Here is an 18,391-nt window from a genome sequence, read left to right as displayed (position 1 = left end):
CTTTATTGCAGAGAAGGGTTGAACGTTACTTATTCAGTTCAGCAAGGCTGAGCCAGGTTTGCACCACGGTGTCCGGGTTCAGGGACAGGCTGTCAATCCCCTCTTCCATCAGCCAGGCGGCAAAGTCTTCGTGATCGGACGGCCCCTGCCCACAGATCCCGACGTATTTACCCTGTTTCTTCGCCGCTTTAATCGCCATCGACAGCAGCGCTTTCACCGCGTCGTTACGCTCGTCAAACAGTTCAGACACCACACCAGAGTCGCGATCCAGGCCCAGCGCAAGCTGCGTCATATCGTTCGAGCCAATGGAGAAGCCGTCAAAGTATTGCAGGAACTCGTCCGCCAGCAGGGCGTTGGACGGGATCTCGCACATCATGATGATCTTCAGCCCGTTCTCACCGCGCTTCAGGCCCTGACGTTCGAGCTCCTCAACCACCGCTTTTGCCTGGGCAACGGTACGCACAAACGGCACCATCACTTCGACGTTGGTCAGGCCCATTTCATTACGCACGCGCTTCATGGCCGCGCATTCCAGCGCGAAGCAGTCGCGGAAGCTGTCTGCCACGTAGCGACCTGCCCCACGGAAGCCCAGCATTGGGTTCTCTTCTTCCGGCTCATAACGCTCGCCGCCCACCAGGTTGGCGTATTCGTTAGATTTGAAGTCAGACAGACGCACAATCACGCGCTTCGGCCAGAACGCCGCGCCTAAAGTCGCGATCCCTTCGGTCAGGCGACCCACGTAAAACTCAACCGGATCGTCATAACCTTTCATCATCGTGCGGATTTCCGCCTGCAGCGCGGGCTCCTGCTGGTCGAACTCCAGCAGCGCGCGCGGGTGCACGCCAATCATGCGGTTGATGATAAATTCCAGACGCGCCAGGCCAACGCCTTCGTTCGGCAGGCAGGCGAAGTCAAACGCACGATCCGGGTTGCCAACGTTCATCATGATCTTCAGCGGCAGATCCGGCATGGCATCAACCGTGGAGCTTTTCACGGTGAAGTCGAGGATCTCCGCGTAAACGTAGCCGGTGTCGCCTTCGGCGCAGGAAACGGTCACGTTCTGGCCGTCTTTCATGCGCTCGGTGGCATCGCCACAGCCCACAACGGCTGGAATACCAAGCTCACGTGCGATGATGGCCGCGTGGCAGGTACGCCCGCCGCGGTTGGTGACAATCGCCGCCGCTTTTTTCATGATCGGTTCCCAGTCCGGGTCGGTCATGTCAGTGACCAGCACGTCGCCCGGCTGGATGCGGTTCATTTCGCTGATGTCGTGGATCACTTTTACCGGACCCGCGCCGATGCGGTGACCAATCGCGCGGCCTTCCGCCACGATCTGCCCCTGCGCGTGCAGCTGGTAGCGTTCCATCACCTGGCCCTGAGAACGCACGGTTTCCGGGCGAGCCTGAACGATGAACAGCTTGCCGGTATGGCCGTCTTTAGCCCACTCGATGTCCATCGGGCGGCCATAATGTTTTTCGATTTGTACCGCCTGCTTAGCCAGTTCCTGAATCTCTTCCTGGGTAATACAGAAGCGGTCGCGATCGGCTTCCGGCACGTCTTCAATCCGCACCTGCTTGCCGTGTTCCTGCGTTGGAGCGTAGACCATGCGAATTTTTTTCGAACCCATGGTGCGGCGAACGATGGCCGGATTACCCGCCTCAAGCGTTGGCTTGTGCACGTAGAATTCATCCGGGTTTACGGCGCCCTGCACAACCATTTCACCCAGGCCCCACGCGGCGGTAATAAACACCACCTGATCGAAACCGGATTCGGTATCAATGGAGAACATCACCCCGGAAGAAGCGAGGTCGGAGCGCACCATACGCTGAACGCCAGCGGAGAGCGCCACGCCGCGGTGGTCGTAGCCCTGATGCACGCGGTAGGAGATTGCACGGTCGTTAAACAGCGAGGCGAAAACGTGTTTCACCGCCACCAGCACGGCATCATAGCCCTGCACGTTGAGGAAAGTTTCTTGTTGCCCGGCAAAGGAAGCGTCCGGCATGTCTTCCGCAGTGGCCGAAGAACGCACCGCAAAAGAGGCCTCTGCATCATCGGAGGAGAGCGTTTGGTACGCTTCACGAATGGCATGCTCCAGCTCAGGCTGGAAAGGCGTGTCAATAATCCACTGGCGAATCTGCGCCCCGGCTTTTGCCAGTTCGCTCACATCGTCAATGTCGGTTTTATCCAGCAGCTCGTAGATACGCTGGTTCACGCCGCTCTGGTCGAGAAACAGGTTAAACGCCTCGGCGGTGGTCGCAAAACCGTTCGGGACGGAAACGCCCATACCCGAAAGATTGGTAATCATTTCACCCAGGGAGGCATTTTTGCCTCCGACCCTGTCTACATCATTCATGCCAAGTTGGTTATACCAAAGCACCAGCGGTGACGAGCCGTTATTGGACATCGAAACAATCCTTTTTTAAATGAATGGGTACAAGAAACACCAGACTTCGTATTTAGCTTTGCATATTCTTAGGGGGGAATGAAACCAGTGAATCGTTCAAGCAAAATAAAATATGACGTTTTCGGATAGATCCGCTCATTTCATAAACCATTGATTATCATATAATCCTCACAATTTAGATGGGTATAGTATTGATTTGAATATATTTAAGATGGTTTATTAAATTTAAAAACGCTATTTCACTTTTTAAATTAAGATTAGCGCTACTCGGAATCCCTTGTTTTACTTTATGCTTTAGGGAAACCGGTTCCCCGCTCAGGAATAAAAATGGATAATTTAGTCGATCGTCAGGTATTTTGTATTTCCGATGGCACCGCGATTACCGCAGAGGTACTTGGTCACGCGGTCATGTCACAATTCCCGGTATCTATCAACAGTATTACGCTGCCGTTTGTTGAAAATGAAAGCCGCGCAAAAGCGGTAAAAGAGCAGATTGACGCTATTTACCAACAAACCGGGGTGCGTCCGCTGGTGTTTTATTCCATCGTGCTGCCCAATATCCGCGACATCATTATGCAGAGCGAAGGTTTCTGTCAGGACATCGTGCAAACCCTGGTTGCGCCGCTGCAGCAGGAGCTAAAACTCGACCCGACTCCCGTCGCCCACCGAACGCACGGCCTTAACCCCGGTAACCTGACGAAATACGACGCCCGTATTGCCGCCATTGATTACACGCTGGCGCACGACGACGGGATTTCGATGCGCAATCTCGATCAGGCGCAGGTCATTTTGCTGGGCGTATCCCGCTGTGGAAAAACGCCGACCAGCCTGTACCTCGCGATGCAGTTTGGCATTCGCGCCGCGAACTACCCTTTTATTGCCGATGACATGGACAACATTCAGCTCCCGGCCGTGCTTAAACCGCTGCAGCACAAGCTTTTTGGCCTGACCATTAACCCTGAACGCCTGGCCGCCATTCGTGAAGAACGGCGTGAAAACAGCCGCTATGCTTCTCTCCGCCAGTGCCGTCTGGAGGTCGCCGAAGTGGAAGCTCTGTTCCGTAAAAATCAGATCCGCTACCTCAACAGCACCAACTATTCTGTTGAAGAGATGGCGACCAAAATTCTCGACATTATGGGGCTGAATCGCCGCATGTACTAAGAAACTAGTACAAAAGACCAGGCGTGTATGCTAGGGTGTACAGACTGCGGTGGGGCAATCCTTTCGCCAAAGCCGGTCGGATGTTGAAATCGGTCAGCTTTGGTTTATTGTGATCCCCATCACTTCCCGGTAAATCTGCCGCAGAGAAGACAAAATTTCTGAGACACCCAATGAACAAAACAGATGAATTGCGAACCGCGCGCATCGACAGCCTGGTGACACCGGCTGAGCTAACCGAGCGCTTCCCGGTTTCCGCCGAGGTTGCCCAGCACGTCACCGCCGCCCGCCGCCGGATCGAAAAGATCCTCACCGGCGAAGATAAGCGCCTGCTGGTAATCGTCGGCCCCTGCTCGATCCACGATCTTGACGCCGCGATGGACTATGCTCGCCGCCTCAAAACGCTGCGTGAAAAACATCAGGATCGTCTTGAGATCATGATGCGTACCTACTTCGAAAAACCCCGCACCGTCGTCGGCTGGAAAGGGTTAATTTCCGATCCTGATCTGAACGGCAGCTACCGCATTAATTACGGCCTCGAACAGGCGCGCCGCCTGCTGCTGCAGGTCAACGAGCTGGGTGTCCCTACCGCGACCGAATTTCTGGATATGGTGACCGGGCAATATATCGCCGACCTGATTAGCTGGGGCGCCATTGGCGCGCGCACGACCGAAAGCCAGATCCACCGTGAAATGGCGTCCGCACTCTCCTGTCCGGTTGGCTTTAAAAATGGTACAGATGGCAATACCCGCATTGCGGTGGATGCCATCCGTGCCGCGCGTGCCAGCCATATGTTCCTCTCCCCGGATAAACAGGGGCAGATGACGATTTACCAGACCAGCGGCAACCCTTACGGCCATATTATTATGCGCGGCGGCAAGCAGCCGAATTATCACGCAGAAGACATTGCCGCCGCCTGCGACACGCTGAGCGCGTTTGACTTGCCTGAACATCTGGTGATTGATTTCAGCCACGGTAACTGCCAGAAGCAGCACCGCCGTCAGTTGGATGTCTGCGAAGATGTTTGCACGCAAATTCGCAACGGCTCGCGGCCGATTGCCGGGATCATGGCGGAAAGCTTCCTGAAAGAAGGGACGCAGCAAATCGTTGCTGGCAAGCCCCTGACTTACGGGCAGTCGATCACCGACCCTTGCCTTAACTGGGAAGATACGGAAACGCTGGTCGCGATGCTGGCGCAGGCCACTGACCGACGCTTCTGATAGTTTCCACCGGCGGGCACTTGATAACCCGCCGGATATCATAGCATTACGCCTCGCGACAACTCGCCCGCAAAGAAATTCCCTGATTCACACAATTCTTACAAATAATGCTTGCTGCTGATTCGGCTTTTTCTGATAATGATTCTCATTGTTACACTGATTGTCATTTGTAAACAGAGTGAAGCGTATGGACAAACCATTCACCCCCGCCCGCCCACAGCCCGCGACAGAACCTCGCCAGGTTGACAGCAAAACGCTGCTCGGTGCCGATGGCCGCGTTGTTATCGTCCATGAAGGACAGCAATATCTGTTACGCCAGACTCAGGCCGGGAAGCTGATCCTGACCAAATAAATTAAACAAACCGTTCCCCACACCCTAACGGGGAAATTAGCCAGCCACCCAGGTCATACCCAGGCAGCCAGCGCTTTCGATATTCCTTAGGAGAGTTGCGCTATGCCTTGCACCAACACAGCAGGTTTTCGTCTGTCTGTACTCACGTTAGCCGTATTTACCGCCCTGCCCGCTTTCGCAAAAGACGATCAAATGACCGTGGTTGCCACCGGTAACCAACGCAGCACTTTCGAAGCCCCAATGATGGTGAGCGTTATCGATGCGAATTCGCCAGAGAGCCAGACGTCCACGTCCGCCGCTGACATGCTGCGCAAAGTTCCGGGGATCACCATCGACGGCACCGGGCGCACCAACGGCCAGGACATCAACATGCGCGGTTACGACCGCCGTGGCGTACTTACCCTGGTAGACGGCATTCGTCAGGGCACCGACACCGGCCACCTGAACAGTACGTTCCTCGATCCCGCGCTGATTAAGCGTATTGAAGTGGTACGTGGTCCGGCGGCTCTGCTGTACGGCAGCGGCGCGCTGGGCGGTGTTATTTCCTATGAAACCGCAGACGCCGCCGATCTTCTATTTGACGGGCAAAACAGCGGCTTCCGCGTCTTCGGCACCGGCGGTACCGGCGACCACAGCATCGGCATGGGCGCCAGTGCCTTTGGCCGTACCGATAACCTGGATGGCGTCGTCGCCTGGTCCAGCCGCGATCGCGGTAACCTGCGCCAGAGCAACGGTGAAACCGCGCCTAATGACGAAAACATCGGCAACCTGCTGACCAAAGGCACCTGGTATATCGATTCGGCTCAGTCGCTGTCCGGCTCCCTGCGCTACTACAATAACAACGCGCAGGAACCGAAAAACCCGCAGACGCCGGATGCCTCAGCCTCCAGCAACCCGATGACCAATCGCTCCACCATTCAGCGCGACGCGCAGCTGAAATACCACCTCAATCCGCAGGATAACGACTGGCTGAACGCGACCGCGACGGCCTACTGGTCCGAAGCTCGTATCAACGCGGAAACCCCTAATCAGGGGGGGGAATTCCGTAAACAGACGACCAAAGGCGGTAAGCTCGAAAACCGCAGCCGTCTGTTTAGCGACAGCTTCGCGGCTAACCTGCTGACCTACGGCAGCGAATATTATCGTCAGGAGCAGGCTCCTGGTGGCCTGACGACCGGTTTCCCACAGGCGAAAATCAACTTTGGTTCCGGCTGGCTGCAGGATGAAATCACCCTGCGCGACCTGCCGATTTCTATCCTGGCCGGGACGCGTTATGACAACTACAGCGGCAGCAGTCAGGGCTATAAAGACGTGGATGCCGACAAGTGGTCATCACGCGGGGCGGTTTCTGTCACCCCAACCGACTGGCTGATGCTGTTTGGTTCCTATGCGCAGGCGTTCCGTGCGCCGACCATGGGCGAGATGTACAACGACTCCAAGCACTTCTCTATCGGCACTCGCTACACCAACTATTGGGTACCAAACCCGAACCTGCGCCCGGAAACCAACGAAACGCAGGAATACGGCTTCGGTCTGCGCTTCGACAATCTGGCCATGGCTAACGACGGCCTGGAATTCAAAGCCAGCTACTTCGACACCAAAGCGAAAGATTACATCTCTACCACCGTGGACTTCGCCAAAGCGACCACCATGTCCTACAACGTGCCAAAAGCAAAAATTTGGGGCTGGGACGTCAACGCGAAGTACACCGCCGATCTGTTCAGTCTGGATACCGCCTATAACCGTACCCGCGGTAAAGATGAAGATACCGGCGAGTACATCTCCAGCCTGAACCCGGACACCGTCACCACCACCCTGGACATCCCTGTGTCACACAGCGGCTTCTCCGTGGGCTGGGTCGGCACCTTCGCCGAGCGTTCCACCCATATCAGCAGCTCCTATGCACAGCAGCCGGGCTATGCGGTCAGCGATTTTTATGTCAGCTACAAAGGGCAGCAGCAGCTGCGCGGTTTAACCACCACGCTGGTGTTTGGCAACGCCTTCGATAAAGAGTACTGGTCACCGCAGGGTCTCCCGCAGGATGGCCGTAACGGTAAAATTTTCGTGAGCTATCAATGGTAAAGGAGTTATTCATGAGTCAGCGTTACGACAGCTGGATCCAGCTTAAGCAAGAACACCCGAAAAAATATGCCCGGGATATCGCCAAACTGATGCACATCAGCGAGGCGGAACTGACCCATGCCCGCGTCGGGCACGACGCATGGCGCCTGGATGGCGATGTGAAAGAGATCTTCGCCGCGCTGGAAGCCGTGGGGGAAACAAAGTGCATCTGCCGTAACGAATATGCCGTTCACGAGCAGGTAGGCCGCTTTGAGAACCAGCACCTTAACGGCCACGCCGGGCTGGTACTGAATCCTCGTGCGCTGGATCTGCGTTTGTTCCTGAACCAGTGGGCGAGCGTGTTCCACGTCCGGGAAGAGACCGCTCGCGGCGAACGCCAGAGCATTCAATTCTTTGATCATCAGGGTGATGCGCTGCTGAAGGTATACACCACCGACAACACCGATGTTGAAGCCTGGAGCCAGGTGCTGACCCGTTTCATCCACACCGACAACCCGGCGCTGGCGATCAAAGCCGTTGAAGAAGCGGTAATGACGCCTACGGTCGAGGCCGACAAAGTGGACGCAGAATGGCGCGCAATGACCGATGTACACCAGTTCTTCCAGCTGCTTAAACGCCATCAGCTGACTCGCCAGCAGGCTTTCCGCCTGGTGAAAGACGATCTGGCCTGTCGCGTAGATAACGAAGCGCTGTCCCAACTGCTGAACCAGGCGAAAGAAGACGGCAACGAGATCATGATTTTCGTCGGCAACCGCGGCTGCGTGCAGATCTTCACCGGTGAAATCCGCAAAGTGGTCCCGATGGAAAACTGGGTCAACGTGTTCAACCCGGAATTCACCCTGCACCTGATGGGCGACACCATCGCCGAAAGCTGGGTAACCCGCAAACCAACCGCCGACGGCCACGTGACCAGCCTCGAGCTGTTTGCCGCCGACGGCACGCAAATTGCCCAGCTGTACGGCCAACGTACTGAAGGCCAGCCGGAGCAGGAGCAGTGGCGTCTGCAAATTGAAGCCCTGATCGGCAAAGGGTTAGCGGCATGAAACGCCTGCTGCTCGCCATCCTCGCCCTGCCATTGATGGCAGGTGCGGCCGAGCGCGTGGTAACCATCGGTGGCGACGTCACCGATATTGCCTGGGCTCTGGGTGCGGGTCAGGATGTGGTGGCTCGTGATAGCACGAGCCTTCATCCCGATGCCGTGAAAAAACTGCCGGATGTGGGCTACCTGCGCCAGCTTAATGCCGAGGGTATTCTAGCCATGCGCCCGACGCTGGTACTGGCCAGCGCTCAGGCTCAGCCATCCATGGCGCTGAAGCAGGTTGAGGCCAGCAAAGTGAAAGTGGTTACCGTTCCGGCGGAAAATAACCTCGAGAGCATTGATGCCAAAGTGGCTGCCGTGGCTACCGCGCTGGGTAAAACAGCCGAAGGCGACAAGCTGCGCAAAACGCTTCACGACCAGCTAGCGGCGATCCCGGCCAAACCGCTGGGCAAAAAAGTGCTGTTCATTATGAGCCACGGCGGCATGACCGCCATGGCTGCCGGGCAGGAAACCGCCGCGGATGCCGCGATTCACGCCGCCGGACTGGACAATGCCATGCAGGGCTTCAAGCGCTACCAGCCGCTGTCTCAGGAAGGCGTGATCGCCAGCAAACCTGACCTGATCCTGGTCACCACCGATGGGGTGAAAACCCTCGGTGGAGAAGCCAAAGTCTGGGCATTGCCAGGGCTTGCGCAAACGCCAGCCGGGAAAAATAAACAGCTGATGGTCGTCGATGACATGGCGCTGCTCGGCTTTGGCATTGATACCCCGCAGACGATCCTCGCCCTGCGCAAAAAAGCGGAGCAACTGCCGTGATACGCCGACCTTTGCCTCACCATGCCCTGTGTTTGATGGGGCTGGTTTTGCTGGCAATGGCGCTTATTGCCGCTAACCTCGGCGCCATGCGGCTGTCTGTGGCCGTGCTGTGGCAGACGCATGACGACACGCTGCGTGACATCTGGCTCAACATCCGTCTGCCGAGGGTGCTGCTGGCGGCGCTGATCGGCGGCGCGCTGGCGCTGTCGGGCTGCGTGATGCAGGGGTTGTTCCGTAACCCGCTTGCCGATCCGGGACTGCTTGGGATCAGCAGCGGGGCCGCGCTGGCGGTGGGGCTGTCGATTGTTATGCCGCTGGCTCTGCCGGCGGTTTTAGCGCTTTATGCCCCTATGCTGGCAGCGTTTGTAGGCAGCCTGGCGGTGACGCTGGCGATTTTCCTGCTTAGCCGGAAAGGCACCAACAGTTTGTCTCGCCTGCTGCTGGTGGGCATCGCCATCAATGCGCTGTGCGGCGCGGCGGTTGGCGTGCTGTCGTGGATAAGCAACGACACTCAGCTGCGCCAGCTTTCTCTGTGGGGCATGGGGAGCCTGGGCCAGGCACAATGGTCCACGCTGCTCGCCACCGCGTCGCTTATTCTTCCTGCAAGCCTGGGCATCTGGCTGCTTTCAAAGCGCCTGAATTTGCTCCAGCTTGGTGATGAGGAAGCGCATTACCTGGGCGTGGATGTCAAAACAACCCAGCGGCATTTGCTGATCCTGAGCGCATTGTTGGTTGCTGCGGCGGTAGCCATCAGCGGCGTGATCGGCTTCGTTGGTCTGGTGGTTCCGCATCTGGTGCGCATGTGGCTTGGGTCCGATCATCGCTGGCTGGTGCCCGGCTCCGTGCTGGCCGGTGCCATGCTGCTGTTGGTGGCCGATACGCTGGCGAGAACGATTGTCGCGCCAGCAGAAATGCCTGTAGGCCTGTTGACCAGCCTGATAGGCGGCCCCTGGTTCCTGGCGATGATCTTTCGCAGCAAGGAGAGCGCGAGATGAATGAAGTTTTGTCCACGCACGATATTTCGCTGAAGCTGGACCACCGTTATCTGATTGATAACGTCAATGTCAGCCTGAAGCCGGGTGAAGTTGTGGCGCTGATTGGCCCAAACGGCGCGGGCAAATCCACGCTGTTGCGGCTGTTAACCGGGTTTCAACAGCCTGACAGCGGGCACGTTGCGCTGGCAGGCCAGGATTTGAATCAGTGGTCCAACGAAGCGCTGTCCCGCAAACGCGCGGTGATGCGCCAGCAAAGCAGCATGGCGTTTAGCTGGACGGTAGAAGACGTGATCGCTATGGGCCGTGCACCGTGGCCGCAGGCGTCAACGGCCGGCGTCGTGGCGGAAGTCATGGCGCTGACCGGGTGCGACTCTCTGAGCGGCAGAGATTTTTGTCGTCTGTCAGGCGGCGAGCAACAGCGGGTGCAGCTTGCCCGGGCGCTGGCGCAGCTTTGGTGCGACGGGCAGCCTCACGGCTGGCTGTTTCTGGACGAGCCTACGTCGGCGCTGGATCTCTACCACCAGCAGCATGTGCTGCGCCTGCTGCGTCGCCTGGCGCAAATGGGGACGTTATCGGTCTGCGTTGTGCTGCACGATTTGAATCTGGCGGCACTCTGGGCCGACCGTATCGTGCTGTTACATAAAGGCAGGCTGGTGGCAAACGGAACGCCTGATGAAGTGCTGGAAGAGCAAACGTTGCAGCGTTGGTATCAGGCCGATCTGCGGGTGTTCCGACATCCGGAACACCCGGTTCCTCAGGTAGGCCTGCGCCAGTGATCAGCTTGAACAGCTGACTTCCAGCCGTTTTCCCCAGTCAGGTGGGCGCTGCGTCATATCGTCCTCACGATCGGAGAACGGCTGGAGCAGCGCCTCGTGGAGTTTAGCCAGTTCACGAGTATCGCCCTTTTCGGCAGCTTCGATTGCCCGCTGTGCCAGCCAGTTGCGTAAGACCAGCGCCGGGTTCACCGCCTGCATTTTCTGCTGGCGTTCGGCATCACTCACCTGCTCCGCCTGAAGCCGCTCACGATAGCGCCCAAACCAGGCATCAAAACTTGCCCTGTCGATAAATTCATCCCGCAGCGGCGACGCCGCGCTGAGCTGCTCCGTCACGCTCAGCATCCGGAAGGTACGCGTGTAATCGCTGCCTTCTTTGCTCATCAGGGCGAAGAGCTCACTCAGGATTAGGTTATCGGCCTGCTGTTCGGTGAAAAGCCCCAGTTTGGCGCGCATCCGCTGGCCAAAAGCACGCATAATTGCCGGCTGGTAGCCATCCAGAATCGCGTTCAGCTTCTCGGCCGTAATAAACGGCGACAGCGTCTGCGCCAGGCGCTGTAGGTTCCACAGCCCTACCGCCGGCTGGTTGTCGAAGGCATACCGGCCCTGGTAGTCGGAATGGTTACAGATAAATTCAGGCTGATAGTCGTCGAGGAAGCCATACGGGCCGTAGTCCATGGTCAGGCCAAGAATCGACATGTTGTCGGTGTTCATTACCCCGTGGGCAAAGCCCACCGTTTGCCAGCTGGCAATGAGCGCGGCGGTACGCGCCACCACGTCGGTAAACCACAGCTCATAGCGTTCTTCAAGCCCCTGCAGATGCGGCCAGTGGTGATGAATGGCGTAATCGGCAAGCTGCTGAACTTTTTCCGGCTCGCGGCGATAGTAGAAATGCTCAAAATGCCCAAAACGCAGATGGCTTTCGGACACCCGCAGCAGCATTGCCCCCTGCTCAACCATTTCACGCTGTACCGGCGTATCGCTGGTGACTATAGTTAACGCTCGCGTCGTCGGAATGCCTAAAGCATGCATGGCTTCGCTGGCGAGAAATTCGCGAACAGTGGAGCGCAGCACGGCCCGGCCATCGCCCATGCGAGAGTACGGCGTCAAGCCTGCGCCTTTGAGATGCCAGTCAACCTTGCGTCCGTCCGCCAGCTGCTGCTCTCCCAGTAAAATACCGCGCCCGTCCCCCAGTTGCCCTGCCCAGACGCCGAACTGGTGCCCGCTATAAACCTGGGCGAGCGGCTGCATGCCGGGCAGCAGCGTTTCGCCACTCCAGATCCCCTGCTGTGGTGCAGCAAAAAACGAGGCGTTAATCCCCAGATCGTCTGCCAGCGGCTGGCTGTGATAAAGCAGCCGGGCGTTTTTCAGCGGCGTGGGGGTTAATTCGCTATAGAACCCCGGCAGCTCATCGTGCCAGGTATTCAGAAAAGTTAAAGTATTGGTCATGGTTCCTCCGCCCGACAGTGTAGCCCCAGTAATGCATTTTAAACACAGTCGAGCAGCAGGGGCTTTAGTGAACCAGACCTTCATGAGGGGGGAAAAGTGAGGCCAGTCCTTCCGGCGGCACCAGCGGCCAGAGTTTGCCCTGCATCGCGGCAAAGCCTAAACCCTGCACTTTACGTCGCGCGCTGGCGGTATCTATCCCGGCAATCAACAATGCCTGACAAAACGGCGAAACCTGTCCAAGAATGGCAAGCATAAAGGGCGAGAAAGTGCGGCCAGGAAGCTGTTTCTGAACAAAAAATCGGTCCATGATCACATGCCGGAACAGACCATCAAAAATAGATTTTGTGGTGGCATTGCCTGCACCAAAGTCAGCCAAACCGAGTGGGAAACGTTCAGCCAGCCAGGCCAGTCTTAAATTCGTTTTGCCGCTATTTAAATCAGGAAAGCTTTCGCTAATCATTAATTCAATAAACGGCAAAGCCTTTAGCCGGATATATAAATCCTGGTTGTTAATTAGCGCATCAACAATAGTTTCATTAATATGAACCCAGACAACAAGGTACCGGGTGATAAAGAAATGCTGATGTTCTTCTATTTGCGTTAATTTTTCTCTAAACAGTTCGAGATGCTGTTCAGGCGCAAGATGAGGAATTAACAATTCGGTTGGAATACGAACCGGCGCGTCGGCCCCCACGAAGTTAGCAACGATTTCGACGCCCAAAATGCTAGCGTCCGGCCTGACGGCGGGGCGATAGTAGAGGTGAGAACAATAAACACTATCAAGTGAAACAATCATTTTGCCAGCCCTGTGGATTTCTGGTTGGACGGCAGAGAGATACAGCGCCAATCCGAAAATAGTCGGATAGCTGCTATCGCTGTGAATTTCACACTCATCCCTGAAACGTTTAAGCTTTATGTTTTAATAACTTTTAGCTTATCCTGGATATCCGTACATAGCCAGTTTTTAACGTAAATTCCGAACGGAATCACGAGCCATGATGCAAGGTAAAAAAGATTCATTCTCACAATGTTCATTCAGTAATTTACGCGTGGCAAAGCGGGCCATGTCGCCTATTGGGAAATAAACGCTGGTTAACGCCGGGCGGACAAATGCCGCACGATCGCCACTGTCATAACAAATAAGGGATATATCCAGAGGAATGCGTAAGCCCCGCTCGGTAATGGCCAGCATCGCCCCGACGGCCATCTCTTCGTTACAGCAATAAAGGGCGCTGATTTTATATTCATCCAGCAAGGCCGAGGTTTGCCGATAGCCGCTGGGCATATCGTACTCGCCTTCCACCACCGCCACCGGGGTAATGCCCTGCTCTTCCATGGCATCGAGAAAGCCCTGGCGTCGTAAGAGGCTGGAGGCGCGCTGGGTCGGGCCATGCAGGCAGGCGATTGCCAGGTGGCCGGCATCCAGCAAATAGCGGGTGGCCATGTGGCTGGCAAGACGATGATCGAAGACCACGCAGCGCGGGCTTAATGCGGGCACGTCTCTGTCGAGGATGATAAACCGGTTACCTCGTTCCGCCAGTTGAAGCAGCGTTTCGTCCGCGATGGCACGGACATGGAGAATCAAGCCATCACAGCGCAGATTGTAGAGTCGCTGAATGGCATTGCGCTCGTTCTCTTCTACGCCACGCCCCTGCGTCACCAGCAGTTGCTTGCCGTGGGATTCAGCTTCACTTTGCACCGTATCCATCAGCGTCCCGAAGAAACCCCCGGTGTATGACGTGGTTACCAGACCAATGGAATGGCTCTGGCTGGACGCCAGCGCTCTGGCTGCAGGATTGGGGGAATAGCCCAGTTCAGCAATCGCGGCCTCCACTTTAACGCGGGTTTGCGATTTAACCTTAGTGTCGCCATTCACCACGCGGGATACGGTGGCGCGGGAGACGCCGGCGTGGGCAGCAACATCTTCGAGGGTGACCATGACACAATCCTTAGCGGGAAAAGCACAATGCATCCCGATATTACCTGATATTGCCAATACCGTTGACGTTGCCCGCAGATTTGCGGGAACGGTCACGATTTTCAGTCAAGAACAAACAAGAAAGGCTATATGCGGCGGGCTTGCCAGAATTTTTTACGCCAGTAGACGTTGTCCAGAGAGGAACGCATAACGCCGCGACTGGTAGACGCGTGAATAAAGGTGTTGTCGGTGTCATAAATGCCGACGTGCAGGCCGCTTTCGCCCGAGCCGGTTTTGAAGAACACCAGATCGCCAGGCAGCAGGTCGTCTTTATCGATTTTTGTGCCGATTTCTGCCTGCTCGCTGGTCATGCGCGGCAGCATCAGATCGAACCTGTCGCGGAAGGTCATCAGCACGAAGCCCGAACAGTCCACGCCGCGTCGACTCATGCCACCGTAGGTGTACGGCGTGCCGTGCCAGCTGCGGAGCTGATCGTTTAGCTGAGCGATAACGGTGATGGAATCGGAAAGCCTGGCGTTCGGATGAGGGGCATTATGACTACACCCCACCAACACTATGCATGCCACTGCAATAAGCCACAAACGCATTTTCAGACAACTCCCGGTCTTGCTGTTTCCAGTAATTTAGCCTGTCGCCCGGAATTATTGCAAGCTTTCCACGATGTTATAGCGGGCTTATCAGCATACTGTGCCCTTCGATACGCAAGAGTCGGAACGGCATTTGGTAAGCTGCGGCTAAATTTTTTGGCGTCAGCACTTCATCCTTCGGCCCCTGAGCGATCATTTTTCCCTCACGCAAGAGCCACACTTTATGGGCATGACGCAGGCTATGGTTCAAATCATGGCTGCTCATCACTACCGCAATACCCGTCTCACAAAAGGCAAGCAACAGGCGATCTAATGCGGCCTGCTGGGCGACATCAAGGCTGTTCATCGGCTCATCCAGCAGCAAGAGCTGCCCTTCGGGATTGGCCGAGGGATCAATCTGCAGCAGCACGGCGGCAAGGCGAACGCGCTGCCATTCACCGCCGGAAAGCTGGTTGACCGACCGGGTCAGTTTGTCTGAGAGCCATAGCGACGCCGCCAGACGCAGCATTGCCGCTTCGGACTCAGGCGAGGATTGATGTAGCTGCAGGTAATGCCAGACGGGCATTGCAAAAGGAGGAAGCTGCTGCTGGCTTAGCCAGGCACGATGTCGGGATAGCCCGGCAGGCAACCAGTCGTCAAGCGGCTGCTGGTTAAACAGAAGGCTGCCTTGCCCGGCGCTTAACCCTGCCATTCGCGCGAGCAGCGTGCTCTTACCTGCCCCGTTCGGCCCGACAAGATGGATAAGTTCTCCGGGCTCCACCGCCGCAGATATTGGCCCAACCCGGCCCGCGACGGTGACGCCTGTCAGCTGCAGCAGGGACAACTTATTTAGCCAACGCCTGTTTAATGGCGTCCAGCACCACAGGATCTTCCGGCGTCATGTCCGGAGAGAAACGCTGAATCACTTTGCCATCACGGCCAATCAGGAATTTTTCGAAATTCCACAGGATGTCGTCAGGGTAAAGCGGGCCACGCCCTTTGCTGCTCATTCGCTCCAGAAAACCGCTGCCTTCCGGGGCAATGGCTGCCGGGCGCGCATCAATCAGCTTCTGATAAAACGGATGTCGGTGCTCGCCGTTGACATCGATTTTGCTAAACAGCGGGAACGTCACGCCGTAGGTAGTGCTGCAGAAGGTTTTAATTTCTTCGCTGCTGCCAGGCTCTTGCCCCAGGAACTGATTACATGGGAAACCAAGCACGCTGAACCCCTGAGCTTCAAAGTCTTTTTGCAGGTTTTCCAGTTGCTCATACTGCGGCGTCAGGCCGCACCTGGAAGCGACGTTCACCACCAGCAGCACTTTTCCCTGCCAGCTCTCCAGCGTGGTGTTTTCGCCGTCAATGGTGGTGACTTCGGTATTCAGAACATTGCTTTGCATATCATCCTCTTCCTCTGTGAGCCGAATTAACGTCCGGCTTTCAATAATAGCCAGATAAACACCGGCGCGCCGAGCGTAGCGGTGACCACGCCAATGGGCAGCTCGGCAGAACTTAGCGCAAGCCTTGCCACCACATCCGCGCCGGTTAAGATCGCGGCCCCAGCCAGCGCACTGGCAGGCAGCAAAACGCGATGATCGGTTAACCCCGCGAGTCGCAGCATGTGCGGGATCACCAGACCGACAAATCCAATCGCGCCGGCAAGCGCCACGCTGACGCCAACCAGCCAGCCGGTAGCCACAACCAAAATATTGCGCCACAGCCAGACGGAAAGCCCCAACTGCCGGGCTGAGTTTTCTCCGAGCGCCATCAGGTTGAGCGGCGCATGCTGTCGGCACAGCCAGACCACCACCGGCAGCAGCGTGACCATCAGCCAGCCCTGACGCCAGTCCACGCCGCCAAAGCCTCCCATCATCCAGTACATCAGCTGGCGCAGGTCGAGACTTGAGCTAAAGTAGACCGCCCAGGTCATCAGGGCACTACAAATAATGCCGAGGGCGACACCTGCAAGTAATAGACGACTGGTGGAGAGATGACGACGGGAAAAACGTAACAGAATAAAAGTGATCGCTAAGGCACCGAAAATGGCGCACAGCCCCAGCACCCAGCCCGGCAGCATCCCCTGCCCGAGCAACAGGGCAACAACCAGCGCAACGCCGGCGCCGTTGGAGACGCCAAGTAAACCGGGTTCGGCCAGCGGATTTTCAAACAGCGACTGCATAATCGTGCCGGTCACGGCCAGAGCCGCCCCCACCAGCAGGACGGCCAACGTTCGCGGCAGGCGGATTTGCCAGATAAAGAGCCGGGCCTCATCATTCCACCAGGAAAGAGGGGAAAACCAGACATCCCCGGCGCACAGGCTCAAGGCCAGCATCGTCGCCGTGGCAAAGACCAGGGCCACTAGCCAGCGTCGCTCAAACCTGCGTTGTCTGGTTACAAAATTCAGCATTCCGTAAAGGCTCCCTCTGCCCCGTTTATGCGCCTGATTTTACGGGGAGTTCGCCGAAGAGAACAAGCAAAGAAAAGGCCTTAATACCGCACCTGTCCCGAATTACTTTTCTACTGGCCGTTTACGAGTGAACTGCTGCTCCAGCATTGAGCTTCCCCACTGCTCGCCCTGCCATTCCCTGGTTAGCTTGAATCCCATCGACTCATAAAGATGGCGAGCTGCATTCAGTCCGCTAAAAGTCCACAGCTGCACGGAGGAAAACCCATACTCATCGCAAAAGCGCATCGCCTCAAGTAAAAGCGCTCGCCCGATACCGCTGCCACGGTACTCATCGTCGAGAATAAACCAGCGTAAATGGGCTTCGTGATTGCCCAGATCCTCACCATCGATGGATACAGAACCCACTATTTTGCCGTTGTGGAGCACCACCCAGATGCGGTTACACGGGCGATCCAGCCGCCCTGAAAACTCCGCCAGCCCGGCGGCGACTTTCCCTTCAAAAAAATAGCCGAAGTTATAGTGCTTTGAGTAATAGTTAGCGTGCATTTCCGCCACGCGGCCAATTACACCCGGCTGGTATCCCGTCATTATCTCGAAGTTTTTTCTTCCCTCGTCGCCCGTCAACTCACCACGACAGGCTTTCAGCGCCTGAGCATAGTTAGACAGGCCAGCAGCCACTGATTGCTGCGCCGGAGTATTCAGGTGCGCCAGAGCCTTCTCTACCCGCATTCTGCCGTATCTGTGGATTTCCCTGACCGTTTGTTTACCCTGGGCGGTCAAACGGAGTCGTCTGGCTCTGGCGTCTTCGTCTGAAACGCTCTCGAAAAGCTCTCCCGCCTTGCGCAGTTTGCCTATCATTCGGCTGACGCTAGACTTCTCCAGACCAAGAATCTGGACCAGATCGGCCGCAGTGACGTTCTCCCGTGAATCAATTTCCAGCAAAGCATGAACCGCAGAAGCAGAGTAGTTCGTGGCGGCAAGCGTTGAGTTGAGAAAACCAAGCTCGCGTACAACCTGGCGCGATGAGGCGCGTATAGATTCGATTAGGGTGCTGTCAGACATGATCGATACCGTTGAAATATGGTTGTACAATACAACCATTTGACAGAAATGTTTGTCAAGCACATGTCGTTAAGCAACAGGACTTAAAAGCAAAAGAAAAAGGCCGCGAATGCGGCCTTTTTTGTTAACTCA

General features: G+C 56.4%; 17 protein-coding genes. 8 read left to right on the top strand and 9 right to left on the bottom strand.

The annotated features are described in order from the left end of the window. Positions 1 to 25: 25 nt before the first annotated feature. Positions 26 to 2,404 carry a phosphoenolpyruvate synthase gene (gene ppsA / locus WFN87_RS09260; protein ID WP_008456532.1) on the bottom strand — a complete coding sequence of 793 codons (2,379 nt, stop codon included), beginning with the start codon at positions 2,402 to 2,404 and terminating at the stop codon, positions 26 to 28. Between the two features lie 327 nt (positions 2,405 to 2,731). Between ppsA and ppsR the strand changes: the two genes are divergently transcribed. The 8 genes from ppsR to WFN87_RS09220 all read left to right on the top strand — a co-directional run bounded on the left by ppsR (position 2,732) and on the right by WFN87_RS09220 (position 10,842). Then, positions 2,732 to 3,565, top strand: coding sequence for a posphoenolpyruvate synthetase regulatory kinase/phosphorylase PpsR (ppsR, locus tag WFN87_RS09255; RefSeq protein ID WP_008456534.1), 834 nt, complete (start codon positions 2,732 to 2,734; stop codon positions 3,563 to 3,565). A 170-nt stretch (positions 3,566 to 3,735) separates the two neighbouring features. Then, on the top strand, positions 3,736 to 4,782 hold the full coding sequence (gene aroH / locus WFN87_RS09250; RefSeq protein WP_336982605.1) for a 3-deoxy-7-phosphoheptulonate synthase AroH: 1,047 nt from the start codon (positions 3,736 to 3,738) through the stop codon (positions 4,780 to 4,782). Between the two features lie 187 nt (positions 4,783 to 4,969). Beyond that, positions 4,970 to 5,134, top strand: coding sequence for a hemin uptake protein HemP (hemP, locus tag WFN87_RS09245; protein WP_008456537.1), 165 nt, complete (start codon positions 4,970 to 4,972; stop codon positions 5,132 to 5,134). Positions 5,135 to 5,236: 102 nt separating this feature from the next. Beyond that, positions 5,237 to 7,216, top strand: a complete 1,980-nt coding sequence (locus tag WFN87_RS09240) for a TonB-dependent hemoglobin/transferrin/lactoferrin family receptor (protein WP_008456539.1) — start codon at positions 5,237 to 5,239, stop codon at positions 7,214 to 7,216. An 11-nt stretch (positions 7,217 to 7,227) separates the two neighbouring features. Continuing rightward, the gene (locus tag WFN87_RS09235) at positions 7,228 to 8,259 is read left to right on the top strand and encodes a hemin-degrading factor (protein ID WP_336982602.1); all 1,032 of its coding nucleotides are present in this window, start codon (positions 7,228 to 7,230) and stop codon (positions 8,257 to 8,259) included. Beyond that, entirely contained in the window at positions 8,256 to 9,071 is an 816-nt protein-coding gene (locus WFN87_RS09230; protein WP_336982600.1) for a heme/hemin ABC transporter substrate-binding protein, read from the top strand. The genes WFN87_RS09235 and WFN87_RS09230 overlap by 4 nt, the downstream gene beginning before the upstream one ends. A gap of 35 nt (positions 9,072 to 9,106) precedes the next feature. Then, the gene (locus tag WFN87_RS09225) at positions 9,107 to 10,066 is read left to right on the top strand and encodes a FecCD family ABC transporter permease (protein ID WP_008456543.1); all 960 of its coding nucleotides are present in this window, start codon (positions 9,107 to 9,109) and stop codon (positions 10,064 to 10,066) included. Further along, positions 10,063 to 10,842, top strand: a complete 780-nt coding sequence (locus tag WFN87_RS09220; RefSeq protein WP_336982598.1) for a heme ABC transporter ATP-binding protein — start codon at positions 10,063 to 10,065, stop codon at positions 10,840 to 10,842. The genes WFN87_RS09225 and WFN87_RS09220 overlap by 4 nt, the downstream gene beginning before the upstream one ends. Here the strand turns inward: WFN87_RS09220 and selO are convergent, their stop codons facing one another. From selO to WFN87_RS09180, 8 genes are all read right to left on the bottom strand, one after another. Beyond that, on the bottom strand, positions 10,843 to 12,288 hold the full coding sequence (selO, locus tag WFN87_RS09215) for a protein adenylyltransferase SelO (protein WP_336982596.1): 1,446 nt from the start codon (positions 12,286 to 12,288) through the stop codon (positions 10,843 to 10,845). It abuts the gene before it with no gap. Between the two features lie 64 nt (positions 12,289 to 12,352). Further along, a complete protein-coding gene (locus WFN87_RS09210; RefSeq protein WP_336982594.1) occupies positions 12,353 to 13,084 on the bottom strand; it encodes an EAL domain-containing protein in 732 nt (243 codons plus the stop codon). A 168-nt stretch (positions 13,085 to 13,252) separates the two neighbouring features. Then, the gene (locus WFN87_RS09205) at positions 13,253 to 14,227 is read right to left on the bottom strand and encodes a LacI family DNA-binding transcriptional regulator (protein ID WP_336982592.1); all 975 of its coding nucleotides are present in this window, start codon (positions 14,225 to 14,227) and stop codon (positions 13,253 to 13,255) included. 125 nt (positions 14,228 to 14,352) lie between these two features. Further along, positions 14,353 to 14,814, bottom strand: coding sequence for a C40 family peptidase (locus WFN87_RS09200; RefSeq protein WP_008456552.1), 462 nt, complete (start codon positions 14,812 to 14,814; stop codon positions 14,353 to 14,355). A 76-nt stretch (positions 14,815 to 14,890) separates the two neighbouring features. After that, the gene (gene btuD, locus WFN87_RS09195) at positions 14,891 to 15,628 is read right to left on the bottom strand and encodes a vitamin B12 ABC transporter ATP-binding protein BtuD (RefSeq protein WP_442892764.1); all 738 of its coding nucleotides are present in this window, start codon (positions 15,626 to 15,628) and stop codon (positions 14,891 to 14,893) included. 10 nt (positions 15,629 to 15,638) lie between these two features. Continuing rightward, positions 15,639 to 16,190, bottom strand: coding sequence for a glutathione peroxidase (locus WFN87_RS09190; protein WP_336982588.1), 552 nt, complete (start codon positions 16,188 to 16,190; stop codon positions 15,639 to 15,641). A 26-nt stretch (positions 16,191 to 16,216) separates the two neighbouring features. Then, positions 16,217 to 17,197 carry a vitamin B12 ABC transporter permease BtuC gene (btuC, locus tag WFN87_RS09185; protein ID WP_336982586.1) on the bottom strand — a complete coding sequence of 327 codons (981 nt, stop codon included), beginning with the start codon at positions 17,195 to 17,197 and terminating at the stop codon, positions 16,217 to 16,219. Positions 17,198 to 17,299: 102 nt separating this feature from the next. Continuing rightward, positions 17,300 to 18,259, bottom strand: coding sequence for a bifunctional helix-turn-helix transcriptional regulator/GNAT family N-acetyltransferase (locus WFN87_RS09180; RefSeq protein ID WP_336982584.1), 960 nt, complete (start codon positions 18,257 to 18,259; stop codon positions 17,300 to 17,302). Positions 18,260 to 18,391 lie beyond the last annotated feature (132 nt).

Origin of the sequence: Cedecea sp. AS113 (assembly GCF_037152415.1) — a bacterium.
GTDB lineage: Bacteria > Pseudomonadota > Gammaproteobacteria > Enterobacterales > Enterobacteriaceae > Cedecea.
The sequence above is the reverse complement of the archived record's forward strand: the minus strand, read 5'-3'. Positions and strand labels throughout refer to the sequence as shown.